Source organism: Actinoplanes sp. NPDC051537 (assembly GCF_055586105.1).
In genome coordinates this window covers 242443-267965 of the sequence record NZ_JBVJIU010000013.1, presented here as the reverse complement: position 1 = coordinate 267965, position 25523 = coordinate 242443, and the positions used below count along the sequence as shown (strand labels likewise).

The window sequence follows — 25523 nt, the reverse complement described above, 5'->3', positions numbered from 1 at the left end:
TGTCTGCGCAGAGATGCCGACGGGACGCAAGGGGATGCCATCGTGAGACGGCGCGTAACCGGGTGGCTGAGCGACTGTTGTTGCGGTGGGGGTCTGCCGTGGCCTTTGCGCCTGTGGGGCCGAGCCCCGGACGCCGCGCCGCGCCGCGCGGTGCGGTTGTTGCGGTCTGCCGTGGCCTTTGCGCCTGCGGCAACGGATCTATGTGCGCCGTTTCATGGACTGAGTAGTCCGAATAGTTTGAGGCGTCGTCCGAACGGACCGCTCTCATTGGACTGCGGTTGGACCCGAACCGGGGGAACCTGTGGCAGGTTACATCGACATTGGGCGCTCCAAAAAAGTGACTGTTCCCTCGCATTGCTAGTGTGACCCGTGCGGGCGGGCAAGACGCTGGGAGGACGATTAATGATCGACACGGTGGTCGTGGTTCCGGGAATCATGGGAAGCCGCCTGGTCGATGAGAGTGGTGACATTGTCTGGGGCGTTCGGCGGATCGCCGCCTTGAAGGCTGCGGGCCTGAGCGTTGGCGAGAAATGGGCAGCCGGCCGGATAGCTGATCTCGAGTTGACCGATGCTGAACGTGACGGAAAGCGATTGCGCTTACGTCCGGCGGGTTTGATCAAAGAGTCGGTCTGGGGCCCGAGATTCCGGATGAACTTCGGATATCAACTGCTCACTCGGCATCTGCGCCGGATTTTGCCCCACCCCGACGCACTGCTTGAATTCTCCTACGATTGGCGACTCTCCGTAGAGCACAATGGGCGATTGCTCGCCGCGGCGACCGACGATCATCTGGCCCGGTGGCGCGGTCACCCGGCGCTCGCCGAACATCGCCGGCTCACCGGCGACCGTGGCGAGCCGCGGGTGGTTATCGTCGCCCACTCGATGGGCGGGCTGGTCACCCGGGCGGCCGGCCTCCAGGCAGGCGCCCTCGATTCCATCCGGACCGTGATCACCATCGGTACGCCGTTCCGTGGCTCGGTTGACGCGGTCTCCCTGCTCAACGCCGGCCGCAACAGCATCGGCCTGTCGCCCGGCCCAGCGCGGGCGCTCGGGCGGACGATGCCCGGATTGCACGATCTGTTGCCGACCTACAGGTGCCTGCTGACTGGCGGCGACCTTACAACCCTCGACGCCGGTACGGTCCAGGCGCTCGGTGGGAACCGGGACCTCGCCAGCGAGTCGTTCGCAAGGCACACCCGACTTGAGTCGGTCAACCTGCCTGGGTTGATCAACCTGGCTGGCTCCCATCAACCGACCGACATTTGCTTTCAGGTGCGCGACGGGGTGGTTCACGCCGAACGGCACGGGTACGCGCGCGATCCGGTGGGCACGCTGCGGCGGGTCGACGGCCGGCTCGTGCCGCTGCCGTTGCACGGCGACGGCACAGTCCAATGGCAGTCGGCGCGGCTCGGCCACGCCACCGGCTACGCGCAGAAGCACGGCGCGCTGCAGGGCACGCTGAGCGTGATCCGCAACGTCGAGGCCCAGATCGAGAGCCGCGACCTGGGGGAGGGGCTGGCCGGGCCGGCCGCGCTCGGCGTCTCGCTGCCGGAGTACGCGCCGGTCGGGACGCTGGTGACGGCCCGGGTCACCGGTGCCTCGTCGGGTGGCGACTTCAGCTGCGTGGTCAAGGACCTTGACGGCACTGTCGTCGGTCGTCCCACCGTGCGTCGCGACGAGCCTGGGCATGCGGTGGAGTTCGAGGTCGAGGAGCCAGGTCCGCATGTCCTCGAGGTGTCCGGCGGGGTTGAACCGATCCGGGACGCGGTTCTGGTCTTCGATCCGAGCGACCAATGACGGTCGGGGACCCGGAGACCGGCTTCGATATTGTCGCCTGCCCACATCCGGTGTACGAGACTCCCGAGCTGGAGTCGCGTCGCGCGGACGAGGCCGTGGCGAGCATCGCCGACCTGCTGCGGCCGTGGGGCGGACGGCTGGACGCGTGGGAGCCGGTTACCATGCCGCGCACCTCCGGTCAGACTGAGGCGCGGCTCAAATACTGGCGGGACCGCGGCCGGTCGGGGAACACTGCACTGATCTGGCTCGGTCACGGCCGGACGGATGTGAACCTCCGCAGCGCCTCGTTGTTCGTGCGAGGCGATCCCGGCACGGGTGTCGACAAGACGTTCCACGCAGGGGAACTCGTCGAGGCCCTTCGCGTGTACGCGGCCGACCAGCAGCGCGACGCGTGGACCATCGTGGTCGTCGAGGCCTGTGGCGGTGCCCGTTTCGTCCAGCTGGTCGAGATCCAGCTCAAACAGCAGGAATTCGGCGACCGCGCCCTGTTGATCGGGTCGGGGGCGGCCCGCGCGACACAGTTCACCGGCACCCTACGGACGGATCTGGAGCGGGTCCTCGGCCAAGTCACCGAGGACGTCCTCACCTTGCGTCGGCTGGCGACGCTACTGAGCGGGATAGACGAGGCCGACGGGACGCAGCGCTACACGGTCGCGGCCTTCGACCCGCACGACAGCCATCTCCGGCGGGTAATTCCCGGCCCGGTGACCGCGGTCTGGAACGACTACCGCGACCTGCGGCAGGCTCTCGACGACGTCTCCGCCGACAGCAACGCGCTTCAGGCGCTCATGCACTACGCGACCAAGGGGACGGGCACCGACCTCGGCGAGTTCGCTTGGCACTTCGTCGGCCGTGACCGCGAACGCCGGGAGATCTTCGACTGGCTGCGCGAGACCACCGAGGCCGACAACCATCGCCTTCTGGTGGTCTGCGGTCCGCCCGGCTCCGGCAAGTCGGCCCTGCTCGGCAGCGTGCTCATCGACTGCCAGCCGAGACTGGCGGCGGCACTGCGTACGGTCATGGGTGATCGCGGCATCGAGGCGCCCGATGCCACGGCGCACCCGTTCGACCTCATGCTGCATCTGACCGGGGCGACCGTCCGCAGCACCGCCGCGCAGATCCTCGCCGGGCTCGGCGACGACGGCGGGCATGCCGGCGCGGATGCGGTGGCCGAGGTCTACCGGCGGGCGAGCAGGCAGCCCCGGCCGCTGCGCGTGCTCGCCGACGCCCTCGACGAGTCCGAGGAGCCGGCCGCGCTGGCACACTTCTTCGACGACCTGCTGCGGCGCTTCGCGATCATCATGGTCGTCGGCACCCGCGACCAGGTGCCCGGCACCGCTGTCGACCTCACGAAAATCCTGGTCAATGAGACTGTCAAGGCGGATCGGCGGGTCCTCTCCCTGCAGCCGTCCACGGAGGACGTCGTCGAGTCGCTGGCGGTGCGGGTCCGCGACCAGGGCCTCCGGGACCGAGTCCGCAGCGTCCTGTCGGGGCGTACGCGGGACGCTCTCGCTGAGCATCAATTCCTCTGGGCGGCCATGGCCGCCGAGGAGATCAACGCGCGGTCGGCTGAGCTGGCCTCCGATCCGGAGCGCCTCGACCGCCTGCTGGCCACGGATCATCGCCAGCTCTTCGAGATCGCGCTGGAACGCCTAAGCGAACGGAACCCGCTGGTGCGTACCGCCCTGCTCGCGCTCTCCCTGGCGCACGGCCGCGGGCTGCCCCGGCACGACCGCATCTGGGAGGAGGCGGCGACCGCGCTCACGGACGACCACCGGCCGGTCACTTTCGCCGACATAGACGACGTGCTCGATGTGGCCGGTGCGTACATCATGCTCGACCATGACCAGGGCCAGGGCGTCTACCGGCTGGTGCACCGGGTCCTGCAGGAACAGCTGCTGAGGGCCGGAGACCTGCCGGTCCGCCGCCTCCATGTCTTCAGGCAGCTGCTCGGGCACGTCCGTAGGGACAGCCCGCTCAACCCCTATCTGAGGACGCGGCTCTCCGCTCACGCCGCCCACGCCGGCCCCGAGGCGTGGGAGGAACTGGCCGCGCGGCTCGACGTGCTGGATCGGCTCGACCCGTACGCGGTCGCCGGGGACGCGCTCAGGTCCGGCCCGGCAGACCAGCTCCCGGTCCCGGTGCTTGGAGCGATGACGACCGCCTACCTGGCTGGTGGGCGGGACGACGACCGGCCCGGCCTGCGCACGCTCGGGGAGGCCTGGGTCCGTGGCCGGTCGTCGGGGCCGGCGCCCACAGGCGCGTGGTCAGTGCGCTGGTCGATGCTGCCGCGGCGACCGGCCCACCTGCCGATCGGGGACGCGGAGCTCAGCTCGTCCGGCGCCCGGGCCATGACGCTCGTGCCCCGCGGCGGCGGGCACGCCGCGCTGGCCGTCACCGCGGGCGACACCACCGTCCGGATCTGGGATCCGGTCTCCGGCCAGCCGGCCGGCGCGACTGTCGACCTAAACGCCTGGCAGAACTACCGGCCCATGGGCGAGGGCGTGGCCGCGCTCGTCGTGCTCATGCACCGTGACCGGACGCTGCTGGCCGGGGCCCCGGTCGGCGGCGAGGTGGTCGTTTGGGACCCGGACACTGGGCAGCGCATCCCGACCGCGGTCGCCCGGGGCGCCCCCGTGCACGGGCTGGCCGCCTACCGCGCCAGCGACGGCGGTGCACGGCTCGCGGTCGCTCGGGCCAGCGGGGAGGTGGAGCGGTGGGATCCGCTGACCGGCCGGCAGGACGGTCCCGCGCTACGCGCTGGGACCGGCGCGGTCAGCTCGATCATCGCGGTCGAGCTGACCGGCACCACGGTGGTCGCTGTCCTGTCCCAGTCGGGCGCCGTCGAGGTGTGGGACGCCCGGACCGGCCGTCCCTGGTCCGCAGGAGCGGTCGTCGACCGGGGCGGCGTCGATCTCTGTGTGCTGACGGCCGGGGCTGACGAGATCGTCGTTGCCGTTCTGAACGGGGCCGGCGACTGCTACCGGCTCGGGCTGCGGCGCGGCGACGCCGAGCTGCTGGCGCACGCTGACAACGCCAAGCGGGTGGAGTCGGTGCGGGCGCCGGACGGGCGCCGGCTGGTCGCCCTTGCCGACGCGGACGGCGAGGTGCGGTTCTGGGACCTCGACCGGCCCGGCCGGTCAGTCGCGAACTGGCGGGCGCATCGCGATCCGGTCGACGCCCTCGTCGCCGGGGTTCCGGCGGACGGTTCCGGCTGGGCCTTGGCCACCATCGGGAAGGGCATTGGGGTAGCTCGCGTCTGGCCGATGTCCGCGCTGGACGAGTCGCCGGGAGCCGTCCCCGCCCGCCACGTGCGCCGGGTCGTTGCGAGCGGTGACCGGATCGTGCTGGCTGGGCGCCGCGAGATCGTGGTGTGCGCCGCCCACGACGGGAAGCGCATGGCCGAACCGGCTGTGACGGGCGACATCGTCGGGCTCGTCGCGGTGGGCGGGCCGGCCCCCGTCGTCGTCGCCACCCGCGACTCGCTGCTGACGTGGTCCGGAGACGACCTCTCGGGCGCCCGCGCCTGGACGCTTCCGACACCCATCCTCGGGCTTGGCGGCTGTTCCGGCGCGACGGGCTGGATCGCAACCCTCGACAACCTCGGCGTGCTGAGGCGCTGGGACCTTGCGCGCGGTGAACACGCACCCGGCCACGCCGAAACCGGCGTCGTCGACGCGGAGACCATCGCCTGCTACCGCGACGGCAGCGGTGTGGTGGTGGCACTGCGGGACGACGACCTGGTCCGGCGCTGGCGGCTCGACGACAGCGGCCGTCCTCGATGGACACATCTGCCGCCGATCTCGTGCGGAAAACTGCCGCTGGCGCTGACCGCCGTGGACAATGGCGCGCTTTTCGTCGTCACCACGGACGAGGTGCTGTGCGTCGCCGGCGACGGCATCAGCTGGCGGAGCACCCCCGACCAGTCGTCGAGGCTACGGGCGGCGGACACCTGGCGCACCGCGGCGGGCGAGACCCGCCTGGCGGTCGGTAACGCGGCCGGGCAGATCTTCCTGTACGACGGCACGGGCCGACCGCTGCGGGACATTCCGACCGGCCTGGGCATCAATGCGTTGCGAGCCGTCACTGTCGATGGCCGGCGCGGCCTGGTGATCGGTGCGCGTGAGGGCGCGGTGGCCATCGATTTGACGGACTCGGCCGAGCAGTGGTGATGCGATGACCTACGACAAAGAAGACTACTGGGTCGATCTGGCCGATCGTCTATTTGGCCGCAGTAACCGTTCCGGCCAGTCCTTCGACCAGCGGTCCACGCCGGAGATCCTGCTGCCGCACCGCCTGGCCCGCGTGGAGCTGAGCCCCGTCGACAAACCCGCCGACCGGTACGAGGCGTTCCTCTTCGACGGCATCGGGCACGGCGCCGCCCAGCTCTGGAGCCGGCACCTGCGCAGCTTGCTTCGGCTGCGGGCGCTGGGCCATCAGGGACTGCCAAGCTTGGCCATGGGTCGCTACGACGCTGACGACAAGGTCGCCTACTCGGTCACCACGCTGCGCGGTCGGAGCCTTGCCGATACCGGCCACCGCTGGACCGCGGAGGAACGGCTGACCGCCGTCGAACAGTTCTCGGTGCTTCTCGACGCGCTGAGCCAGCTGCACAGCATCGGCATCTACCACCGCAACATCCACCTCGGCGCGGTGCGCTTGTTCCGGGACGACGAGAACGACGAGCTGTACCGCTGCCAGCTCGGACGATTCGAGGTCAGCGGTCTCGTGCGCGGGTTGATGGGGCGACGCCCGGGGCCGGACGAGCAGACCTCGCACCACAACCTGCGAACACTCGCCCTGACCCCATCCGGCGACGTGCGGCCCGCCCGTCACCTGGCCGGCCTCGCTCCGGAACTGATCCCCTACCTGTTCGGGGACGCCGCTACCCTGCGCACCGACACCGCCACCACGGACGTCTTCGGGCTGGGAGTGATCGGCTGGGAGTGGTTCTGCGGCCCGATCGAGGAGGTCCTGCCCGACGAGTACGACTGGCTGGACCGGGCCGGCGAGGAGGAGCGGCGCCCGGCGCTCGAGCGGCTGCAGCAGGAGATGCGCCGGCACCTCGCCCACGCCCGTATCCCGAAGCAGCTCGCCAATGTGCTGCGGGAGATGATCGATCGAGATCCCGCCGCGCGTTCCACGGCATTCGAGGCGACCGCCGCGCTGACCGCCTGCTGGTCGGCGGTGCGGGCGTCGGCCGAGAATCGCGAGCCGGAGCGGGCGTTGCTGCTGGGATACATGCCCAAGCAGTTCGGGCCGACCCTGCTGCGTCAGTTCGAGTGGATCGAGCACGAGCCGGACACCGACGCGGGCCGCGCCGAGCTGTCCCAGCTGCTGGAGCGCGACCTGCGCCGAGCCGAGGTGATCCACGTGCCCGGGGGCGCGGCCGGGCTGGTCCGCAGCACCGTCAGCCCGAAGACCCAGCGGCAGGCCGAGTGGGTGCTCATCGGGGAGCGGGCGCTCTGGTTCGCAGGCTACCTGCGCGATCCGCGCCCCGACGACCCACCCAACCCACGTGTCATGGTGATCCGCTTCGTCCTGGAGAAGGAGTCGTGGGCCGCGGCGTCCCTGCTGCGTGTCCTGCCGCGCCGGCTGGTCGGCCGGGTCAAGCTGCTCGAGTACCGGCCCAACGACCCGCTCAACGTCGACGTCTTCGCGCACCCCTCGTGGCAGCCGATGATCGACCCGCTACGGCGCCGCGGGCGCGAGATCGGCCGCGACCTGCTCCAGTCGATCGACTTCCTGCAGGAGTACCAGGAGATTCTGCTGCGCGCCCGGTGGTATCCGTACGAGCGGGTGGCCGCCCCGGACGGCGTCCTCATCCGGTACGACCCCGAACGCGACGACCGGCGACGCAGACGCGACCTGCTGGCGGCCTATTTCGACTTCCCCGGAGCCCGGCCGCGGCTGGGTGACTTCGTCGACACGCTGAGCACCAACGGCGAGCCGACCGTGACGCTCGGTCATGACCGCGACGGTCCGCCCAGCTTCCGCGACGGCGTCGAGGTCGTGGTCGCCAGCATGGCAGACAGGAACATGCTCAAGGTCCAGGTCGATCCGGGTGTTGTCGTGCCCGACCGGGGCTGGCTGCGCTCGAGCGAGGACAAGGGTACCGAGGTCCAGCTCGACCGCCAGACCCGGGCCCGGCGGCTGCTGGAGGAGCGGCCCGGCCTGATCGAGCAGCTCACCAAGCCGCAGGCGATGGACACCGCGATCGACGTCGTCGAGGCCGACGCGGGCGCGGGGCTCAACGGCAACGCGCCGCAGATCATCAAGGACATCTGCACCGTCGAGCCGCTTTACGCCCTCCAGGGACCGCCCGGCACCGGCAAGTCCACGGTGGCCACCCGGGCGATCGCGGAGTACCTCAACCTCCACCCTTACACCCGGATGCTGGTCAGCGCCCAGTCGAACTTCGCCCTGGACAGCCTCGCCGCGAAGATCATCAAGCAGGTCGACCGTAACCAGGTGGTGGTCGTCCGGGCCGTCGCCCAGCGCGGCGAGGTGGAGCACCCGGAGGTCGCCGAGTACACAATCGACAAAGTCCGCGATCACTACCGGCGGGCGATCAGGCGCTCCGTGAAGTCGCGGCTGGCTAGTCCCGGCGGGGAGGACCTCACCTCGGACACACCGCAGAAAGCGCTGCTCAAGAAATGGATGGAACGCGTCGACGGCAACATCGTGGAGCTGGGCGAGCGGTTGCGGCGTGCCGCTCAGATCACCTTGGCGACCTGTTCGGTCTCGGCGCAGATCCTGGACTTCACCAGAGACGGTGCGGCGGTCTTCGACTGGGTGTTGGTCGAGGAGGCCGCGAAGGCCTGGCCTAATGAGCTTCTTATCCCCCTGGTGCAGGGTCTCCGTTGGACGCTGATCGGCGATCACCGCCAGCTCGGCGCCCACCGCGCCGGTGACCTCCGGAACTTTCTCGATCACCTGGCCGGAAGCGGGACCGAGACGGCGCAACTGCATGCCGCCCTGATGGATCAGCACCTGCATTACCTGGACTTGTTCGGCTCGATGTTCAAGGACCTGGACGGAACGCCCGCGGAGCCGGCGCCGCCCGCTCGGCGCCCTCCAAAGGCGGCCGACCGCCTGGTCCATCAGTTCCGCATGCATCGGAACATCGCCGATGTGGTCGGAAGCGCGTTCTACCCGAAGGACGAGAACGACAACCGGGCGGGCCTGCGCCCGACGGTGCTCGACTCCTCCTACGTCGACGACCTCGATCACGATCTGACCGCGCCCGCATTCCTGGTCGGGCGGTCGCTGGTCTGGCTGGACACCAGCGACGAAGGCGACTGCGGAGAGAAGCCGAGCTGGTCCAATCCCGGCGAGGCGAGACTGGTGGCCGACCTGGCCGAGGCGCTGCGCCCGCGCTGGGTGGACGTCGCCGAGGGCCCGGGCAGCCTGGCCGTGCTCTCGCCGTACCGCCAGCAGCTGAAGACGATCGAGGACGCCGACAGCCGTCTCCAGAAGCGGCTCCACACGGTGCATTCCTTCCAGGGCCGCGAGGCGGATCAGGTGATCGTCTCGCTGGTCCGGCACCGGGCCCGGGGCTCGACGGTGCAGTCGAACCTTGGGTTCGTGGCCGAGGACGCTCTGGTCAACGTGATGCTGTCGCGGGCACGCCGGCTCCTGGTCGTGGTCGGCAACCTGGAGCACTTCCGCAATCACGGCACGGACAGCTGGCGCCGCGTCGTGGCCGCTTTCGAGCACTTCCGCGCCGTCGTGAAGGCCGAGGAATTGGGGAAGGTCGTGCGATGACCGTGCACCTGAGCCTGCCCTGCCGGGTGATCGTGCTCAACGTGCAGCTAGGCCCGGAGAAGGGCGGCACGACGCTGGAAGCCCTAGTCGCCGAGGCGATCAGGCTGGGGCGAGACAGCACCGGCAGCCTGGCCGGCTTCTTCGCCGTCCCGGAGCCGGTGATCGCGGACGTCGTGCACAGCCTGTGGAACTCCGGCTGGATCTGGATCGACTTCGACACCGGCAGCATCGGCCTCACCGACCGAGCGGAGGAGCGCGGCTGGGACCCGGCCAACGACCCGGCGGTCCGGACCGAGCGCAGGGAATATCTGTACGAGCCGCTGTCCCAGCTGGTCTTCAGCCAGAAGGAGGGGCGGCGGCGCCCACACCGTGACCATCTCGAGGTACCCGCCGATGTGGACGCCGGCCTGACCCTGACTGATTCCTCGCCCGCCGAACTGCGCGGGGCGGTGCAGCGCCTGGTCGTCGAGGAACAGCAGACCGCCTCGCACAGCGTCGTGCTGTCGGTGTTGCCGGCCGGGATCGCTGAGGGCCGGGACGCCAGCCTGCGCTGGGTGTCCTTCCGGGTCCAAGTCATGCGCAACGAGGTCACCGGACGCTTGCGCGTGCAGGCCGCCGACCCGCGAAGGGCCTGGCCGCTACCCGCGGTCGGCCGGCTGAGCAACCGGCTCGCCAACTACGTGGAACGGTGGCCGCAGAGCCGGTTCAGCACGCGGCTCGCCGCCCAGGCGGCGCAGAAGCTCGAACGCGCGCCCAGCGTCGAGACGCTGCTCGACCGCCTTACCGAGGAACTCGACCGACCCGACAAGGAAGGCGTCGCGCACTGGCGCGACCGGCAGTCCTCACTCGCGGCCAGCGCCCGGTCCGTCCACCAGCACCTCGACGCCCTCAGCCGTAGCCGTGCCCGCGCAGATCTGCTGCTCAGCCGCGAGGCCCGGCTCGCGGGACTGCGGGCGACGATTCGCGAGACCCGGCAACAGCTGGTCATTGTCGCCGCCGACGTCCGCGCGGCCGACCTGAGGACTCTCGTCGACTGCGGCATCGAACACGCGCTCGAAACTCAGGGGATCCAGCTGGTGCTCATCTGGGGTGCGCGTGGCGGCGACACCCTGTCGGGTGCGGTGGGCGCCCAGATAGCCGCGTGGCGCCATCGATTCCCCGGCCAGGTTCACGTGCCGCACGACCCAGCGGCGACGGCGGCTGGCCTGGTCATCTCGGACGACCGCGCCGCGCTTGTCGGCGCAGGCAGCCTCGCCGGCCCCGACAAGCCCGAGTTGGCCGCGCTCTGGATCCGGCCACCGGAGGGGTCCGGAGGCCCACCGGCCCAGGCAGTCCTGGAGCTGCTCGCCTGGGCCCGCGGCCGATGTCCCGACTGGGTGCTCGGACAGACGATCATGACTCCGGCCGACTTCTCGGCCCGGGCCAGGGAGGCCGGGCCACCGCCGCTGGCCCTGTCCCTGCCGTCCATCCCGGAGGGCGCCGACGACGCGATGCGCGACATCTGGCGGGAGAGCTGGGCAGAGTACCGCGACCTACTCGCCGACGCCGTGCTCGCGGTGCCGGACCGGTACCCGGCCGTGGAGGTGTTGCTGGACGGCGAGATCGATGATGCCGTCGCCGACCGGGTGGCGCACGCCACCTGGCGGCTCGCGCTTGCCGACGACAGCACCGAGACACGGCCCCTGCGGGATGCGCTCATTACCGACCTGGCAGCAAGGTCCGATGGTCCCGCGGTGATCCAGCTGGACTGCCCGCCGCCGCGGGAGAACCTGGCCGGCGCGGCCTTCGAGAAGCTCCCCCGAAGCCCGGCCACCCGGTCGCCCCGCGGCCGGGTCGTGCTCGCCGACCATCAGATGATCATCGGCTCCGCGGCGCCGCTCACCGTCGCCCGCAACGAGTCCGACGCTCGGCGTAGCCAGGTCGCCGTGCGCGTGCAGCATCGCGGCCTCGCCGACGAGATGGCGGACTGGCTCGGACTGCCGTCCGGCAGCGAAGGAGTCGTCCGGGGCAACGCCGGCGACCGGCAGCGCGGCGCACGCAGCGCGCTGTCCCTGGCACAGGGCGCGCAATACGCGGAGCGGAAGGGCGAATCGGTCGCCGACTACCTGCGCCACGCCATCGACCAATACGGCGACCCGTGGCCGATCCTGGATAAGCTGCGGGAGAGCGGTGCCGACCCGCGCTTGCTGACCTCCGCCGTGGCGACCGCCCTACAACGAACGGACACGCCGGCGGGGACTCGGGCGATCTGGACCGGCCGGATGATCGGCCAGTTGTGGGATGAGGGATCGTACGTGGCCGCCGCCCTGCTCGCCTGCTCGCTCCCCAACGTCCCCGTGGCCATCCCGCCGGAGACATGCCTGCTGACCGCGGCGATCGAGTTGGCGCCGCTGGATACGGACCTCGAGGAAGCGACCTTCAGTCTCGCGGCGCAGTACGAAGACCGGCCCCACATCCGGGAGTGCCGGGCCGCCGGCGCTGCTGGCCTGCTCGCCGACTATCTTCTCGGCGGGAACGCCGCCGCGGCGCAGGCTTTGGACATGCTCGTGGAGTTCCTGCCGCCCACCTGGCAGGAACTAGCTCGAATGGTCACGGAGCGGTACGGCGAGATCCGCGTGCCGCTGCCTCTGGACGACATCGTGGCCTCGCTCTCCCGCTACGCCAACGCGGACGCCACCGAGGCCCACTGGACCGCCGTGGCGGACGAGACCGACCGGTTGATCCAGCTACGCAACCGTTTCCGGGATTTCAAGTCCGGCAGCGTCATGATGCAGCGTATCGCCGGCGAGGACGGCGTCCTCACCCGCCTGCTGCACGCCGCGCGAAACGGCGACGTCATCACTCGTCGCGCCGCCGTCGCCGCGCTTCCCCGGAAGGCACGACCCTATTTCGACGCCATCGTCGCGGCCGCTGCGTGCCCGCCGATCGCCTGGAGCAAGCACCGCCGCTTCCTGGAGAAGGTCGACGAGACGTTCCGCCTCGCCCGGAGCGCCGTCGCCGCCGAGCCGCCCGAGCGAGCCTGGGAGCCGTCAATCGGCCCCGACGACCTGGACACCGCCCGGTGGCTGGACGAGCGGTGGATCGAGCTGACCGCTCAGGCCGCCGGGCTTCCGGAGCCGTACGACCAGCCGCTGCGCGCGGTGCTGAACCGGCTACGGCCGCTGGTCGAGTGGGAGGAGGACAAGTCGTGACGTTGGGCCCGTCCTACCTCGGCCGCTGGCCCGGGAGGCACCGGTATCCGCGAGTCTTCGTCGAGGTGGCCGGTGGAGCCGGCGCGGACGACGCGCTGACCAGGCTGCTGCTCCGGGATTTGGCCGCAGGAACCGACGAGAGAAGCGCGCTGAACTGGCTTCTGGAGCAGGGTGAGTTTCCGGCCGCGCAGTCCCTGATCGCGGAGTCGCCGGCATTCCGGGAAGATCCGTCTGCCCCGCAACGTCTGCGGAACCGGCGCGCCCGCTGCGAAGGCGAACTGCGTGCCGAGATCGAGGCCCTGTCGGCCCGCGCCGAGGCCGCCGGCCTGCCGACGCCGATCAACGTCGCCGACCTGTTCGCCGACGAGGACTGGCGGCTCTCCGAACTGCGCGACCGGCTCGACGTGGCGGCCCTGGCACTCGACGAGGACATCGACGTGGCGCGGAAGGCAGCTGAGCGCGACACGGCTCGCCGCCGCAGGGGCATGTCGCGAGCGGTAGTCGGCGCGTGGCGCCAGCGGCTCGAACGGGGACAGCTAGTCGCGGCGGCACGGCTGCTCGATGCGGGCGCGGGCGACCAGCCGCCACCCGACGCGGTGCCGCGCCCGGAGCCCTGGGATCCGACCCTTAATCCGTCGACGGTGCTGAACCAGGCGATCCGATCGCACCGGCACGACTGGTCGCCCGCCCCCGACGGGCGGACGTTCATGGAGGCGTTCCGTGCAGTGCTGGAGGGCGGCGGGGCACAGGACGTCCACGCTTTCAGTCATGCCCTTTCCGAGTTCATCGGCGTCCCACCATGGCGGGAACCCACCGCGTTCCCCGGTGGGTTCCTCCTCCAGGCAGACCTCTCCGCGGCCCGAACGGCGCTGCCGCTGACCTGGCTGTCGGGCGTCAGGATGGTGCTAAGGACCGAGGACGAGCCAGTGCCGGCGGCATTGAGGTCCACCCGTCTGATCGTCGTCGACTGCCACGGCGAGCCGCCGAGGCCGGGGACGGGCCGCTCCACCATGGCCCTGCTGACGCCAGGCGACATCATCCGGCTGGGCACCACCACCGAGAACCGTGCCCTTCAGCTCCTACGCCTCGCCGGGCGCGACTGGACGTTGAGCGCCTTCGGCGTCTCCGACGCCCGTGCGCTCGGCCAGCTGATCACCGTCGAGCCGGACGGGGCGGCCGAGGCGCTCTCCCTGGGCCGGCTCGCCTGGCTACTCGACCTCCTGGACCTCGGCGGAACCGAGCTGACCCGTCAGCTCGTCAACCACGTCGGCCTGCATCCGGCTGCGCTGCACATCCTCCTCGAGGTTCTAATCCGGGTACGCCGCCCGGACCGCAACCGCTGGATGTCGGTCGACACTGTCAGCCGGCTCACCGAGGCCGTCGTGCCTCGGTCCGCACCCCGCCCCGCTGCACGCATCGCCTTCCTGGCCGCGCTGGCAGCGGACGGCTTCGATGCCGCGCTGACCGGCGCGGACCTGAAACTGTCGGTGGCCGTCGAGGGCGGCGACGCGCCGCAGGGCCTGCTCGCCGAGGGACTCGACGCGCTGGCCGGACACGCGCTGGTCGACGCCAGCGACGGCGGCATCCGACTCCGGCGATGCGAACTCCTGACGGATATGCGGGAGGAAGCGCCTCGCATGTTGCTGGAGTCGCTGGACCAGGCACGGGAGTCCGGAGATGTCACGAACGGCGACGAGTGGCTCTCCCATCGGTGGGCGCTGCTCGACAGCCCGCTCGCCGGTGAGCCGCTGCCAGCGCTCCTGGCCGGGCGGGAGGCGGCCATCGAGGCGGCCGACCCCGTCTCCACCGGCCGTGACGTCGTGGCCATCATCGACACGATGGTGGCCGACCTCCGCTCCGCCCACCCGGCGATCGACGTGGAACTCGACCTCCCCGCGCACGCCGTGGCCGGGGTGACGGCGGAGGTGCTGCGCACTCTCCTGGCGGAGCTGATGCAGAACTCGATCGACGAGCTTGACGCGGTCAGCCGGCACCGGATGAGGATCACCGTGCACGTCGATGAGGACGACGTGCTGATCGATCTGCACGACGACGGCGCCGGTATCGCCCTCGCCAATCCGTACGCGGCCTTCCGCCCTGGCCGGGGAACCCGCGACGAGGCCCGCGGCCGTGGGCTCTCCGACGCCGAATCGCTTGCCCGAGGGGTCGGCGCCCAGCTCAACCTGGTCGCTACGAAAGGTCCAGAGCCGTACTGCGGGGCGCACCTTCGCCTGACGCTCTCGCGGGCCTAGGTCGCGGGAAGTGCTCCGGGACTACGGCTGGCTGACGATCATGGCGCAGGAGCTGGGTGACCGCCTCGGCGGTCTCCCGGCCCTGCGGGCCGCCGGCGTCTTCCACGAGGCGGCCCAACTCGCGGCCGGCGGCTATTGGCTGCTGGCCACCGAGCGCTGGGAGGACTACCGGCTCGAGCAGGCCGAGAAATTGTTCGAGGTGTTCGCGCCGATTCTTCCGCCCGGCCGCCCGAATCCGCCGAAGGACCCGGCGAACGTTCTCGTCGAACGAGACCCGTCCGCGGCCGGGCCGCAATTAGACAACTATCGGGGTGGCGCCATGATCGCCGCTCCTCGCACGGTGCGCACCGCCGATAGGGCAGATCATCGATATCGGTCGCAGCAACACGGGCGAGGTCGAGTGACCGGCCTGACCTTCAGGCGTTCGGCGCCGACCGGCCGCGGTCGCCGGCAATGAACGGCCATCCTTGGTGTGGAACTGTCGGACGAGGCAATCCGGCTCGCCGATCTGCCTGCGGCGCCGCGCCGCACTGTCGTCTTGCTCGGGCACGAGGCCACCGGCATTCTGGCGGACGCGCTCGACCCCTGCTCGACGGCGCCGTGGAGATCCCGATGGTCCGCACCGGTCGAGCCTCAACGCCGCCGTCGCGGGCTCTCTCATGCTGTACAAGCTCGGTGGGCTGTTGTGAGGGTTGGGCCGGTGCGCGGGAGCGGGAAGGTGCCCACTGCTCCCTGATTCGGACTCGTTCGTCCAGGCTGCCCCCGATGCCTCAGACCCGTGGGCGACATAAGGCTTACCGAATTGGTCTTCGGCCTGATTGCGCAGCGCCTCCCGCTCCTTTGGCGCGAGCCTGGTCAGCCAGTTGGCGTACTTGGCGGCGGCGTCGCGGAAGTAGTCCGCGTAGGTCGAGCTGTTCCTGATTGCGCGCGTAGGGAGGTGCGGCCGGCGAGGAGGTCACGAGCCAGCTCTGCCATGACGGGGCCAGCTGCTCCTCCGCTCATCCGCTGTTGCGTAACGCACGCGCGATTCGCGGGTTGACCGAAATCTGCTCGAGCTCCCGGTTGAGGGCCTCGCCATCGTCGGTCACGACGTTGCCTTCGGCGAAGCGAACGAGCTTGCCGGCAGCGGAATGTCGGACAAGTCACTGCCTTCACCGCTGAGAATCATTCCGGTGCCGAGCGCGCCGGCGATCACCGAACCGGCGGTGTTGATGAAGCGGGGGTCATGCTGACAAGCCTGACGGCCCGCCGCGAAGCAACAGAGGTAGGTGCGGCTGCTTGAACCTCTCACGGCCTGGAGACGGCCCGAGCGGCTCGTAGAGCCGCCTTGCACTCGCATACCTAGGGAGTCTTCCGGTCGCCCTGGCATGGCGAAGCCCAGGCGACCGGAACGGACTCCGAACCCTGCCGCTGACCAGTGCGGAGCCCGTCCCCGGAGCCTGCCTGCCCAGCGAGGGCAGTTCAGTTTGGCGCTGTAGTTGGCCTCGTTATGTGCGATTAGTCCCCTCTTCGACCGGCTGTACCGGCGATGGTTCCCTGGACTAGGTGGCGGCGGACGCCCCATAGACCCGATTGCCCGCGTCCGTGGCTTAGGGTTGTTAGTCACGCATCCATCGCAGGAGTGGTATGGCTACGGACAGGGAGCTTCGTTTACGCCACCTTGAGTTGATTCAGGGGGCCATGACAAGGTTTGCCCAGAATTCTTTCACTATTAAGGGCTGGTCGGTCACTGTAGTCACGATCGTGTTTGTCTTTCTCAGCTCGCAGAGCAAGATGCCGCCCGGGTACATTCTGCTGGCAGTCGTTCCTACATGGATTTTTTGGGGACTCGACGCCTATTACTTACGGCTCGAGCGGCTCTATAGGGGTTTATTTGCGGCTGCTGTCGCTGGTATCGAAGACGGTTCGTCGAAGGTGCCCATCTTCGATATGTCGGTTGCCAAGTACAAAGATGGGGTGGGGTCATGGAGTCGCACACTCACGGCTCCATCCGTCGCCGCGATACCGTGCATGCTGACCATTGTGGTATTGGGTATTTGGCTGCTGCGCGTGTGAGTACGTGTTGGCGATCATGTCCACGGTGGACTATCGTTCCGGCTATGGGCTCGTTTGAGTATGACGTGGCGCTCACATTCGCTGGCGAGGACCGCAACTATGTACTTGGCGTCGCTGGTGCACTGCGAGACCGTGGCGTGCAAGTCTTCTATGATCAGTTTGACCAGGCCACCTTGTGGGGCGAAGACCTAGCTGTCTATCTCGACGAGGTCTACCGGAATAAGTCTCGATACGTCGTGTTATTTGGGTCTGCACACTACGTAGCGAAAGCGTGGACCTCGCACGAACGGCGTAGCGCGCAGGCTCGTGGCATCGAAGAGCGGGGCGCCGCATACATTCTCCCAGTGCGCCTTGACGACACAAAGATCCCTGGGCTTCCCCCAACTATCGGGTTCCTTGATGGTCGGCATGTCCAGCCGGAGCAAGTTGCCGATTTTCTGCTCCAGAAGTTGGGCAATACGGCCGCCGAGGTGCCCGTCGTAGATCAGCATAGCCTGATGGGGGTTCCACTTACGGCAGACGCACTACAGGCGGTGGTCACGCAACGGCCCCCTGGCTGGGAGTACCTTCTTCTGGCCGGCGCTGTCTGGCAAGGAGTGGAGGCCCGTGGGCAAAAGGCTCGAGATTTCGAGCTGGGATACGCTCCCGGCAATGGACGCCACGTTGCCGGAGAAGAAATGGGCACATTCATCTCACAAAAGCTAGACGAGCTAAAGCGCCTCATAAGCCAGATTAAGACGGTAATCAGCGCTCAGGCCCAGGAGTGGGCATTAGGCGTAGACGGGGAACCTGGCGATCCAATCCGAATCGCGCACCTCTGCGATCGCTTCGGATCAGTTTATGAAGGCATCTTAGATTGGGCCGCTGAGACTAGGGGGACTTCCTGCCCTGAAGAATTCGTTACACTGCTCTCCCTCCTCGCTGAGTTTGCGCGTAATGCAATTGATGCGATCCAAGAGTTTGCGGCGCGTCTAGTTGCCGAAACCGAACAAATTCCGGCGCATTTAGCAAGCGACAGCCCGGAGCACGAACATCTTGAACTTACGATTGTACTAAAGATCGATATCGATTCTGGCGTGACTGATCGATTCATCGCAGAACGCAAGCGCCTTGACCTTTAGCACCATCCCGACCGGCGCTAAGCTCTCGTCGCGCTGGCCTCGTGGCGGATTCTCCGGATGAAGGACTTCTGGAATGCCGCGCCCCAGTGCCGGAGGTCACGGAGTCCGCGGAGGGACCCAGGCCAGCCGCTGACCGATCCGGAACCAGAGATGGTCGTAGCGGCGGTAGGTCAGCGGGGTGCCGTCGCGGTAGCGCAGCAGGCTGCCCTGATCGTCACCGGCGCCCCGTTCGGTGAAATGCGCCTGCAGGTGTGTCATCAGGGTGGGGGATACCGGCTGCCACCGCGACGTGCCACCCTTCTCCCGCAGGAAGATCAGGCATAGGTCCGGGTCCAGATCACGGGGCCGCAGTCCCAGTGCGCCGCCGCGCCGGCAGGCCGTCTCGGTGTGCAGCCGCAGCAGCAGGCAGTCCAGGCCGGGGTCGTCGCCGGAGCTCGCGGCGGTCTGGTTGATCTCTGCCAGGCGGGTGTCGCCGATCGCCCGGCGGGTACTGGGCAGCCGCCGGGGCTTGGCCACTTTCGCGGCAGGGTTGTCCGTCGCCCGGATCAGCCCGTCCGCTACCGCCCGGGTGTACAGGCAGCGCAGCGCGGAGATCAGGTGCTCGGCCGCCGACCGGCCGCCGCGCCCGTTGCGCCGTTCCAGCGCGTCGGACTGGATGCGGGCCTTGAGCAACGCGATTTCCGTCGGCGTCGGCTCGTCCAGCCGCCGGGCGCCCCAGTACTGCACCACCCGGTTCCAGTACGTCCCGTACGCGCGGCGGGTGCCCGGTGACACCGCCTCGGCCACCACCGGCGCGTACTCGGCGAACGAAGGCACCGCGGCGACGGGAGCCGGTCCGGCGATCAGCTCGTCGACCGAGATGCCCATCCGGTCCAGCAGCAACCGGGCCGCCGCCAGCTCGGCCTCCCGGCTGCCCGGCCGGGTCACGACCGCGCTCCGGGCGGGCCGTCCGGATCGGCGGTCAGCAGCCGGTCCAGCACGGCCAGGGGATAGCCCGTCTGCGTCGCCGCGTCCGGATCGGCGACCACCAGCAGCCGGTCCCCGGCGGCCAACCGGCAGCGCCGCCGCACCGGCAGTGGCAGCACCAGGTGCCCGCGGCCGTCGAGCACCCGGCAACCGCCGGCCGCGGCAGCGACCGTCACCAACCCGGCCCGTTCACCGATCTCGAGACGGGTGCCGGGCGGCCAGCCGAGCGCGGCGAGCACCGCCCGGGCGGCGAGGCGGCCGCTCTTGTCCACCGCCGTCAACGCGTAGACCAGATCAGCGGTGCGGGGTCCGGCCGGGCCGGGTTCCGGCAGCGGCAGCGGCGGCCGCCGCAATGGCCCGCCGGTGCCCGCCGCGGTCCGGCGGGTGCGGGGTGTGGCCGGAATGACCGCGGGGATCAGCGTGACCGGCGGCGGTGCGGAGTTCGTCGTGGTTGGGGGGACGGTCATGCCGACCACCCCCGCCGCCCGGTACCGGGCGACCAGTGGCAGAGAAGCAAAAGTGCGTGTCCAGATCGCTCTGAACACGCACACCGGAAACTGCGCACCAATGCGGAGAATCTGTGTCCGGAGGGGGACTTGAACCCCCACGCCCGATAAAGGGCACTAGCACCTCAAGCTAGCGCGTCTGCCATTCCGCCACCCGGACCTGCACTTACAGCCTACCGGTGCCCTCCCTGGGAATCCCACCCAGTATCGGTACGCCCGGTCAGCCGCACAGGAGAGAACTGTACATGGCCCTCCGCGACCGGTGCAGCAGGGGTGGGGGGTTGGACAAAAGCGGGCATAGTCGCCGGCGGGTGGGGTCTGCCTGGCGTTCGTGGGGTGGGGCGGGGGAGCATGGCGGGCGTGTCGCAACCATCCCCACTTACTCCTGCTCGGCAGCGGGCGCAGGCGTTGGCTGACTCCGGTGATCTGACGGGGGCCATCGCGCTGCTGGAGAGGGCCGTTGAGCTGGGGAAAGTTAACCTGGCTGAGGATGATCCGGATGTGTTGCGGACGTCCCTTCAGCTGGGCGGCCTTCTGCGGCGGGACGATGATCCGTCGGGGGCTCGGCGGGTGCTGGAGAACGCCTACGCTGCGGGATTGTGGCGGCTGGGGGACTCCGACGCCCTGATGCTGGAGATCTCGCACGACATCGGCGCGGTGGCCGAGGAGCTGGGCAACCGGCTCGAGGCGCGCAAGGCCTTCAGCCGGGTGGCGGAGCTCGGGCCGGCCACGCTGGGTGGTGGGCATCCGGCGGTCGCGCGGGCGCGGGCTTATCTGGGGCAAGAGCCGATTGCGCCCGTACGGCCATCCGACCCGGCTCCTTCGATCCAGGAATCGCCGACTCAGGCCGTTCGGTCGCCCAGCGTGGAGCCGCCGCCGGTGAGCGCCCCGCCGGAAGTCTCCCCGGACGAGCCGACGACGGCCTTCACTCCTGTCCCCAGGCAGGCCGCGGCGCCTGAGCCGGAGGACCCGACGACCACCCTGCCGGTGGTGCGGGCCGGGCGGGACGAGCTGGTGCAGCCTCCGTCGACGGCCAACCAGCAGGTCTGGGCCGAGCCGGTCCGCGAGCCGCAACAGGCGCCTCCGGCCTGGGTGGAGCCGCAGCCCGGACCGGCGTGGGTGCAGCAACCACCGCCGCACCAGGCCTGGGGCGGCGCGCCACAGGGGGCGGCGCCGGGCTGGGGCGGACCTCAGCCGGCCGGACAACAAGGGGCGGCGCCGGGCTGGGGCGGGCCTCAAGCGGGCGGGCCTCAGCCGGCCGCACCGCAATGGGGGCAACCGCCGCCGATGGGGCCTCCGCCGGCGTACCCGCAACAACTGGAAACAGGCTCCCCGACGTACGGGCAGAAGCGGGGTTTGGGTGTTTTTGCGGCTATAGCCGCCGTCCTGGCCGCAGTTATCGCGGTGGCCGCGCTCGTCTTTGTCCTTGCCAATCGGGCGGGTGACAACGGTGGATCAGATGTGCCAACTCTCGCGGGGGATCCGCCCTCGAACGTGCGGATCAAGGACGCCGGCGCGAGCATCACGGTGACCTGGTCGGATCCGGCCGCCGGCAGGGTGTCCTTCCTGGTCGCGATGGCGCAGCCGGGACAGCAGCTGAAGCCGGTCGGCACGCTGGGACCTGGGAAGACCTCCTACGAGGTCAGCGGGCTCAACGTGAAGCTGAACTACTGCTTCGCCGTGGTGGCGGTGTATCGGGACGACAAGTTCGCCACCTCGCAGCAAGCCTGTACGAACCGTCCGACGTCGACCAATTGATGATCACGCTCCGCGTCCAGAGTTATCCACAACCGTGACTTCCGGGTATCGACGCCCACCTCCCTCCCCCTATGATGGCCCACGTCCTTGCGGAGGGGGTCCGTCAAAGGGGAGGAACGCGGCCAGTGACCAGCGCAGATAGCGTCACCATCGAGGCGACCGCGCCACGACGCCGGTGGCGCAGTCGGGGCTATCTCGTCACGATGGCGACCGTCCTCGTGCTCGCGGGTGGGCTCGGGCTGACCGTGCTCGGGCTCGGCGCGGCCGATCAGGCGGTGGCCAGCTTCGACGCCGCGTCCTGGGTGTTCAGCCGCTCCAAAGGGGAGGTCGCCCGGATCAACGGGGTGACCGCCAAGGTGGACACCCGGGTCGACGTGCCCGACGTGCGCGGGCACCAGCTCGAGGTGAGCCAGACCGACCGGTTCGTGATCCTGCGCGACGTCAACACGGGCGCGATCGGCTCGATGGATCTGACCACCCTTCAGCAGTTCTGGAGCAATTCCTCCTCCCCGGGGCTGGGCGTGCGGGTCGCGCTGCAGGACGACTCCGCGTTCGTGGTCGACACCGTGCAGGGGCGGGTGCAGCAGCTCGATCCGCGCACGCTCGGGCCGGTCGGGCAGGAACTGCGGTTCCCGCCGGGCATCACGGGCGGCGTGTTCGACGGCAAGGGGCGACTGTGGATCGCGGCGCCGAGCGAGGGCACGGTGACGGCGATCGCGCCGGCGGGACTGTCATCGGCGGGAGCCGGCGGTGACATAGCGAGCCCGCGGATCGTGCGCACCGAGGCGGTCGCGGCGAGCAGCCACGACCTGGCGCTCTCCACGCTGGAGGACGGCGTGGCGGTCCTCGACCGTACGACCAATGCGCTCGCCACCATCCACGGTGACCAGAAGCCCGCGTCCATCACGCTGCCGCTGGCGGGGCCGGGCTCGATGCCGGCGCACACCGACGGGCGCTCGGTGCCGGTGACGGTGACCGACTCGCGGCACGTCTACGTCGTCGGCGACCAGGGCATGCACACCGACTTCACGGTGCCGGGCAGCGGCGACGAGATGCAGCCCGCCGTCGCCTGGCAGGGCTACTTCTACGTGGCCGACACCGATTCCGGCGCGGTGCACGTCTTCGACTCGGCCGGCAAGGCGCGCAAGGACATCGCGTTCGACAACCCGGGCGGGCCGCTCGAGCTCGAGGTGCGCGAGGGTTACCTGTTCATCAACGCGCCGGGCTCGTCGACCGCGCGGGTGGTCGACGACGCGCACACGGTTCGCGTGGTCGACAAATACGCCGACGACGTGCTCGGCGGCGACCCGCCGCAGAAGCCCAAGACGCCCGACACGCCCCCGCCGCCGAAGCCGAAGAAGCCGGTGGTGTCCAAGCCGGGCGCACCGCGCAACGTGAAGGCGGCCGCGGGCAACGCCGAGGCCCGGGTGACCTGGCAGGCGGCGGAGAGCAACGGAGCGCCGATCACGCGGTACGTGGTGACGGCCGCGGGCAAGACGTTCCAGGTGGGCGCCGATCAGCGGTCGCTGACCGTGACGGGGCTGACGAACGGTGAGCCGTACCAGTTCGCGGTGCACGCGGTGAACCGCAAGGGCGACGGGCCGTCCCGGACCAGCAACACGATCGTCCCGACCTCCGAGGTGCCGGACGCGCCGGCCGCGGTGACGGCCGAGGCCAAGCCGGACGGGTCCGTCGTGGTGAGCTGGCCGGCGGCCAACGGGCAGGGGCTGGCGATCAAGCGGTACACCGTGACGGCGATCTCCGAGGGCGGCAGCGCGCCGGTCGGGGACGCCACCGAGACGTCGCTGACGATCCCGGCGGGCACGCTCGAGTACGGCAAGCAGTATGCGTTCACGGTCGTGTCGGTCAACGAGCACGGCGCCGGGTCGAACGCGTCGCCGGTCAGCGGCAGCGTCGTGCCGTTCACCAAGCCGGGCCGGCCGGAGGGCGTCGAGGCGTCCACGGTGGGCAGCCAGGCCGGCGCGGTCCAGGTGAGCTGGCAGGCCCCGGCCGACAACGGGCGGGCGATCAGCAAGTACGTGGTGACGGCCGGCGACAGGTCGGCGGAGGTGACCGACGGGACGGCTACGACGCTGACCGGGTTCGGGAACGGCGCCACGGTCGCGGTCCAGGTCAAGGCGGTCAACGAGGCCGGCGAGAGCGACGCCGGCACGGCCACGGCCAAGACGCTGTCCGAGCCGAAGATCACGGTCACCGGCACGAACCCGTCGACGACCGCGGTGACGGTCTCGTTCACGGTGGACGCCGGCGGCGGCACGGCCACCTGCTCGATGGCGGCGTCGGGGGCCGGGTCCAAGTCGGGCAGCTGCTCGTCGCTGGCCGTCGACGGGCTGACGGCGGGCACGGCGTACACGTTCACGATCACCGCCAAGAACGCGGCCGGCGAGGTCACGGCCACCAGCAAGGCGACGACCGACACCCTGGTCGGCACGGCGACCTGCAACAACGGCCAGAAGGGCGACACCGCCACCTACTGCGACGCCGACGTGGACGGCCGCAACGGCAACGAGATCTTCAGCATCACCAAGCAGGAGAACGCGAAGCAGGTCGGCTGGGCCAAGCCGGGGACGAGGCTCACCTCGTACTGCAAGAAGGCCGGCGACGAGGTGTACGCGTACATCTACAACAACGACAAACGCAGCACCTGGTGGGTCCAGGTCGACTACAGCGGCAAGAACTACATCCCGTGGGCGTGGCTCAACCTCGACGGCGGGGACGACATCAACGCCCTCCCGACCTGCTGAGGAACGCCCACGTGCACACCGAACCCCTCCCGCCGCAGCACATCCAGGGCTTCGCCCAGGTCGCCGCGGCGCTGGCCGACCGGATCGGCACGGTGGTGCTGGGCAAGCCGGACGTGGTCCGGCTCGCGCTGACCGCCCTGTTCGCGCAGGGGCACGTCCTGCTCGAGGACGTGCCCGGCGTGGGCAAGACGACGCTGGCCCGGGCGCTCGCCGCGTCCGTCCAGGGGCAGTGGCGGCGCATCCAGTTCACGCCCGACCTGCTGCCCTCCGACGTCTCCGGCGTGACGATCTTCAACCAGGCCAGCCGCGGCTTCGAGTTCCACCCGGGGCCGGTGTTCGCGAACATCGTGATCGCCGACGAGATCAACCGGGCGTCGCCGAAGACCCAGTCGGCGCTGCTCGAGGTGATGGAGGAGCGCCGGGTCACCGTCGACGGCGTGCCGCACCCGGTGCCGCAGCCGTTCCTGGTCGTCGCCACGCAGAACCCGGTCGAGATGGACGGGACGTATCGGCTGCCCGAGGCGCAGCTCGACCGGTTCCTGGTGAAGCTCTCGGTCGGCTACCCGAGCGAGGAGGTGGAGATCGAGGTGCTGCGCGGCGCCGCGATGCGCTCGCCGGACGCGCTCGAGCCGGTCACCGACACGGCGACCATCGGCGAGATGGTGCGGATGGCCATGCACGTGCACATCGCGGACCCCCTCTACGGGTACGCGGTGCGGCTGGCGGCGGCGACACGCAACCATCCGCAGGTACGCGTCGGGGTCAGCCCCCGCGGGGTGATCGCGCTGACCCGGGCTGCCGCCGCGTTCGCGCTGATCAGCGGGCGGGGATTCGTGCTGCCGGAAGACTTCAAGGAGCTGATCGGTCCGGTGTTCGCGCACCGGGTGCTGCTGTCGGCCGACGCGCAGCTGCGCGGGGTGACGGCGGCCGAGGTGCTGGCCGACGCGATCCGGTCGGTGCCGGTGCCGCTGCCGGACGGCCACCGCGTCGCGGCCGGAGCGTGACCAGCGACAACGGCGCGCCCGACCGGCACGCCGCCGCACCACCGCGACCGGGCGGGTTGGCCGGGCACGAACGGCCGGGCGGTCCGGCCGGGCACGAACGGCCGGGCGGGGCCGGCTTCACCGAGCCGCCGTCGCCGGCCGGCAGCGCTCCGCCGGCCGGCGGCGGCCCAGTCCTCGCGCCGGGGACCGGCGGCCCAGACCTCGCGCTGGGGACCGGCGGCCCAGTCCTCGCGCGGGGGACCGGTGGCCCGGGGGAGCTGGGCGTGCTCGGGACCGGTGGGCTTGGCGCGCGGGCGACCGGCGGCCCGGGCGAGCTGAGCGCGCGCGGGACCGGCGGGCCG

General features: G+C 70.1%; 13 protein-coding genes and 1 tRNA gene. 11 read left to right on the top strand and 3 right to left on the bottom strand.

Annotated elements, in window-relative coordinates:
- Nucleotides 1-402: 402 nt before the first annotated feature.
- The 8 genes from ACZ6TB_RS30910 (at nucleotide 403) to ACZ6TB_RS30875 (ending at nucleotide 18183) form a co-directional block, all read left to right on the top strand.
- Nucleotides 403-1797 carry an esterase/lipase family protein gene (locus ACZ6TB_RS30910; RefSeq protein WP_465559947.1) on the top strand — a complete coding sequence of 465 codons (1395 nt, stop codon included), beginning with the start codon at nucleotides 403-405 and terminating at the stop codon, nucleotides 1795-1797.
- Nucleotides 1794-5969, top strand: a complete 4176-nt coding sequence (locus tag ACZ6TB_RS30905; RefSeq protein ID WP_465559944.1) for an AAA family ATPase — start codon at nucleotides 1794-1796, stop codon at nucleotides 5967-5969. The genes ACZ6TB_RS30910 and ACZ6TB_RS30905 overlap by 4 nt, the downstream gene beginning before the upstream one ends.
- 4 nt (nucleotides 5970-5973) lie before the next feature.
- Nucleotides 5974-9564, top strand: a complete 3591-nt coding sequence (locus ACZ6TB_RS30900; protein WP_465559941.1) for an AAA domain-containing protein — start codon at nucleotides 5974-5976, stop codon at nucleotides 9562-9564.
- Nucleotides 9561-12755: a hypothetical protein gene (locus ACZ6TB_RS30895; protein ID WP_465559938.1), complete on the top strand. Its 3195-nt coding sequence runs from the start codon at nucleotides 9561-9563 to the stop codon at nucleotides 12753-12755. The genes ACZ6TB_RS30900 and ACZ6TB_RS30895 overlap by 4 nt, the downstream gene beginning before the upstream one ends.
- The gene (locus ACZ6TB_RS30890) at nucleotides 12752-15007 is read left to right on the top strand and encodes an ATP-binding protein (protein WP_465559935.1); all 2256 of its coding nucleotides are present in this window, start codon (nucleotides 12752-12754) and stop codon (nucleotides 15005-15007) included. Before ACZ6TB_RS30895 ends, ACZ6TB_RS30890 begins: the two co-directional genes overlap by 4 nt.
- Nucleotides 15008-15017: 10 nt before the next feature.
- Entirely contained in the window at nucleotides 15018-15464 is a 447-nt protein-coding gene (locus ACZ6TB_RS30885; protein WP_465559932.1) for a hypothetical protein, read from the top strand.
- A gap of 1169 nt (nucleotides 15465-16633) precedes the next feature.
- Nucleotides 16634-17062, top strand: a complete 429-nt coding sequence (locus tag ACZ6TB_RS30880) for a hypothetical protein (protein WP_465559929.1) — start codon at nucleotides 16634-16636, stop codon at nucleotides 17060-17062.
- Nucleotides 17063-17106: 44 nt separating this feature from the next.
- Complete coding sequence (locus ACZ6TB_RS30875) at nucleotides 17107-18183, top strand: toll/interleukin-1 receptor domain-containing protein (RefSeq protein WP_465559927.1); 1077 nt, start codon at nucleotides 17107-17109, stop codon at nucleotides 18181-18183.
- Between the two features lie 96 nt (nucleotides 18184-18279).
- Here ACZ6TB_RS30875 and ACZ6TB_RS30870 read toward each other — a convergent pair whose 3' ends face one another.
- The 3 genes from ACZ6TB_RS30870 to ACZ6TB_RS30860 form a co-directional block, all read right to left on the bottom strand.
- The gene (locus ACZ6TB_RS30870; RefSeq protein ID WP_465559924.1) at nucleotides 18280-19110 is read right to left on the bottom strand and encodes a site-specific integrase; all 831 of its coding nucleotides are present in this window, start codon (nucleotides 19108-19110) and stop codon (nucleotides 18280-18282) included.
- Nucleotides 19107-19616: a hypothetical protein gene (locus ACZ6TB_RS30865; protein WP_465559922.1), complete on the bottom strand. Its 510-nt coding sequence runs from the start codon at nucleotides 19614-19616 to the stop codon at nucleotides 19107-19109. Before ACZ6TB_RS30865 ends, ACZ6TB_RS30870 begins: the two co-directional genes overlap by 4 nt.
- 114 nt (nucleotides 19617-19730) lie before the next feature.
- Nucleotides 19731-19815, bottom strand: a tRNA-Leu gene (locus ACZ6TB_RS30860).
- Between the two features lie 248 nt (nucleotides 19816-20063).
- Between ACZ6TB_RS30860 and ACZ6TB_RS30855 the strand changes: the two genes are divergently transcribed.
- The 3 genes from ACZ6TB_RS30855 to ACZ6TB_RS30845 all read left to right on the top strand — a co-directional run bounded on the left by ACZ6TB_RS30855 (nucleotide 20064) and on the right by ACZ6TB_RS30845 (nucleotide 25182).
- Nucleotides 20064-21413, top strand: coding sequence for a fibronectin type III domain-containing protein (locus tag ACZ6TB_RS30855; RefSeq protein ID WP_465559919.1), 1350 nt, complete (start codon nucleotides 20064-20066; stop codon nucleotides 21411-21413).
- Nucleotides 21414-21616: 203 nt separating this feature from the next.
- A complete protein-coding gene (locus ACZ6TB_RS30850; protein ID WP_465560104.1) occupies nucleotides 21617-24178 on the top strand; it encodes a fibronectin type III domain-containing protein in 2562 nt (853 codons plus the stop codon).
- Nucleotides 24179-24189: 11 nt separating this feature from the next.
- The gene (locus tag ACZ6TB_RS30845) at nucleotides 24190-25182 is read left to right on the top strand and encodes an AAA family ATPase (RefSeq protein ID WP_465559916.1); all 993 of its coding nucleotides are present in this window, start codon (nucleotides 24190-24192) and stop codon (nucleotides 25180-25182) included.
- Nucleotides 25183-25523: the final 341 nt, after the last annotated feature.

Bases quoted from the DNA above. Each gene is read 5' to 3' on its own strand.
- ACZ6TB_RS30910 (WP_465559947.1), top strand. From the start codon at position 403: ATGATCGACACGGTGGTCGTGGTTCCGGGAATCATGGGAAGCCGCCTG.
- ACZ6TB_RS30905 (WP_465559944.1), top strand. From the start codon at position 1,794: ATGACGGTCGGGGACCCGGAGACCGGCTTCGATATTGTCGCCTGCCCA.
- ACZ6TB_RS30900 (WP_465559941.1), top strand. From the start codon at position 5,974: ATGACCTACGACAAAGAAGACTACTGGGTCGATCTGGCCGATCGTCTA.
- ACZ6TB_RS30895 (WP_465559938.1), top strand. From the start codon at position 9,561: ATGACCGTGCACCTGAGCCTGCCCTGCCGGGTGATCGTGCTCAACGTG.
- ACZ6TB_RS30880 (WP_465559929.1), top strand. From the start codon at position 16,634: ATGGCTACGGACAGGGAGCTTCGTTTACGCCACCTTGAGTTGATTCAG.
- ACZ6TB_RS30875 (WP_465559927.1), top strand. From the start codon at position 17,107: ATGGGCTCGTTTGAGTATGACGTGGCGCTCACATTCGCTGGCGAGGAC.
- ACZ6TB_RS30865 (WP_465559922.1), bottom strand. From the start codon at position 19,616: ATGACCGTCCCCCCAACCACGACGAACTCCGCACCGCCGCCGGTCACG.
- ACZ6TB_RS30850 (WP_465560104.1), top strand. From the start codon at position 21,617: ATGGCGACCGTCCTCGTGCTCGCGGGTGGGCTCGGGCTGACCGTGCTC.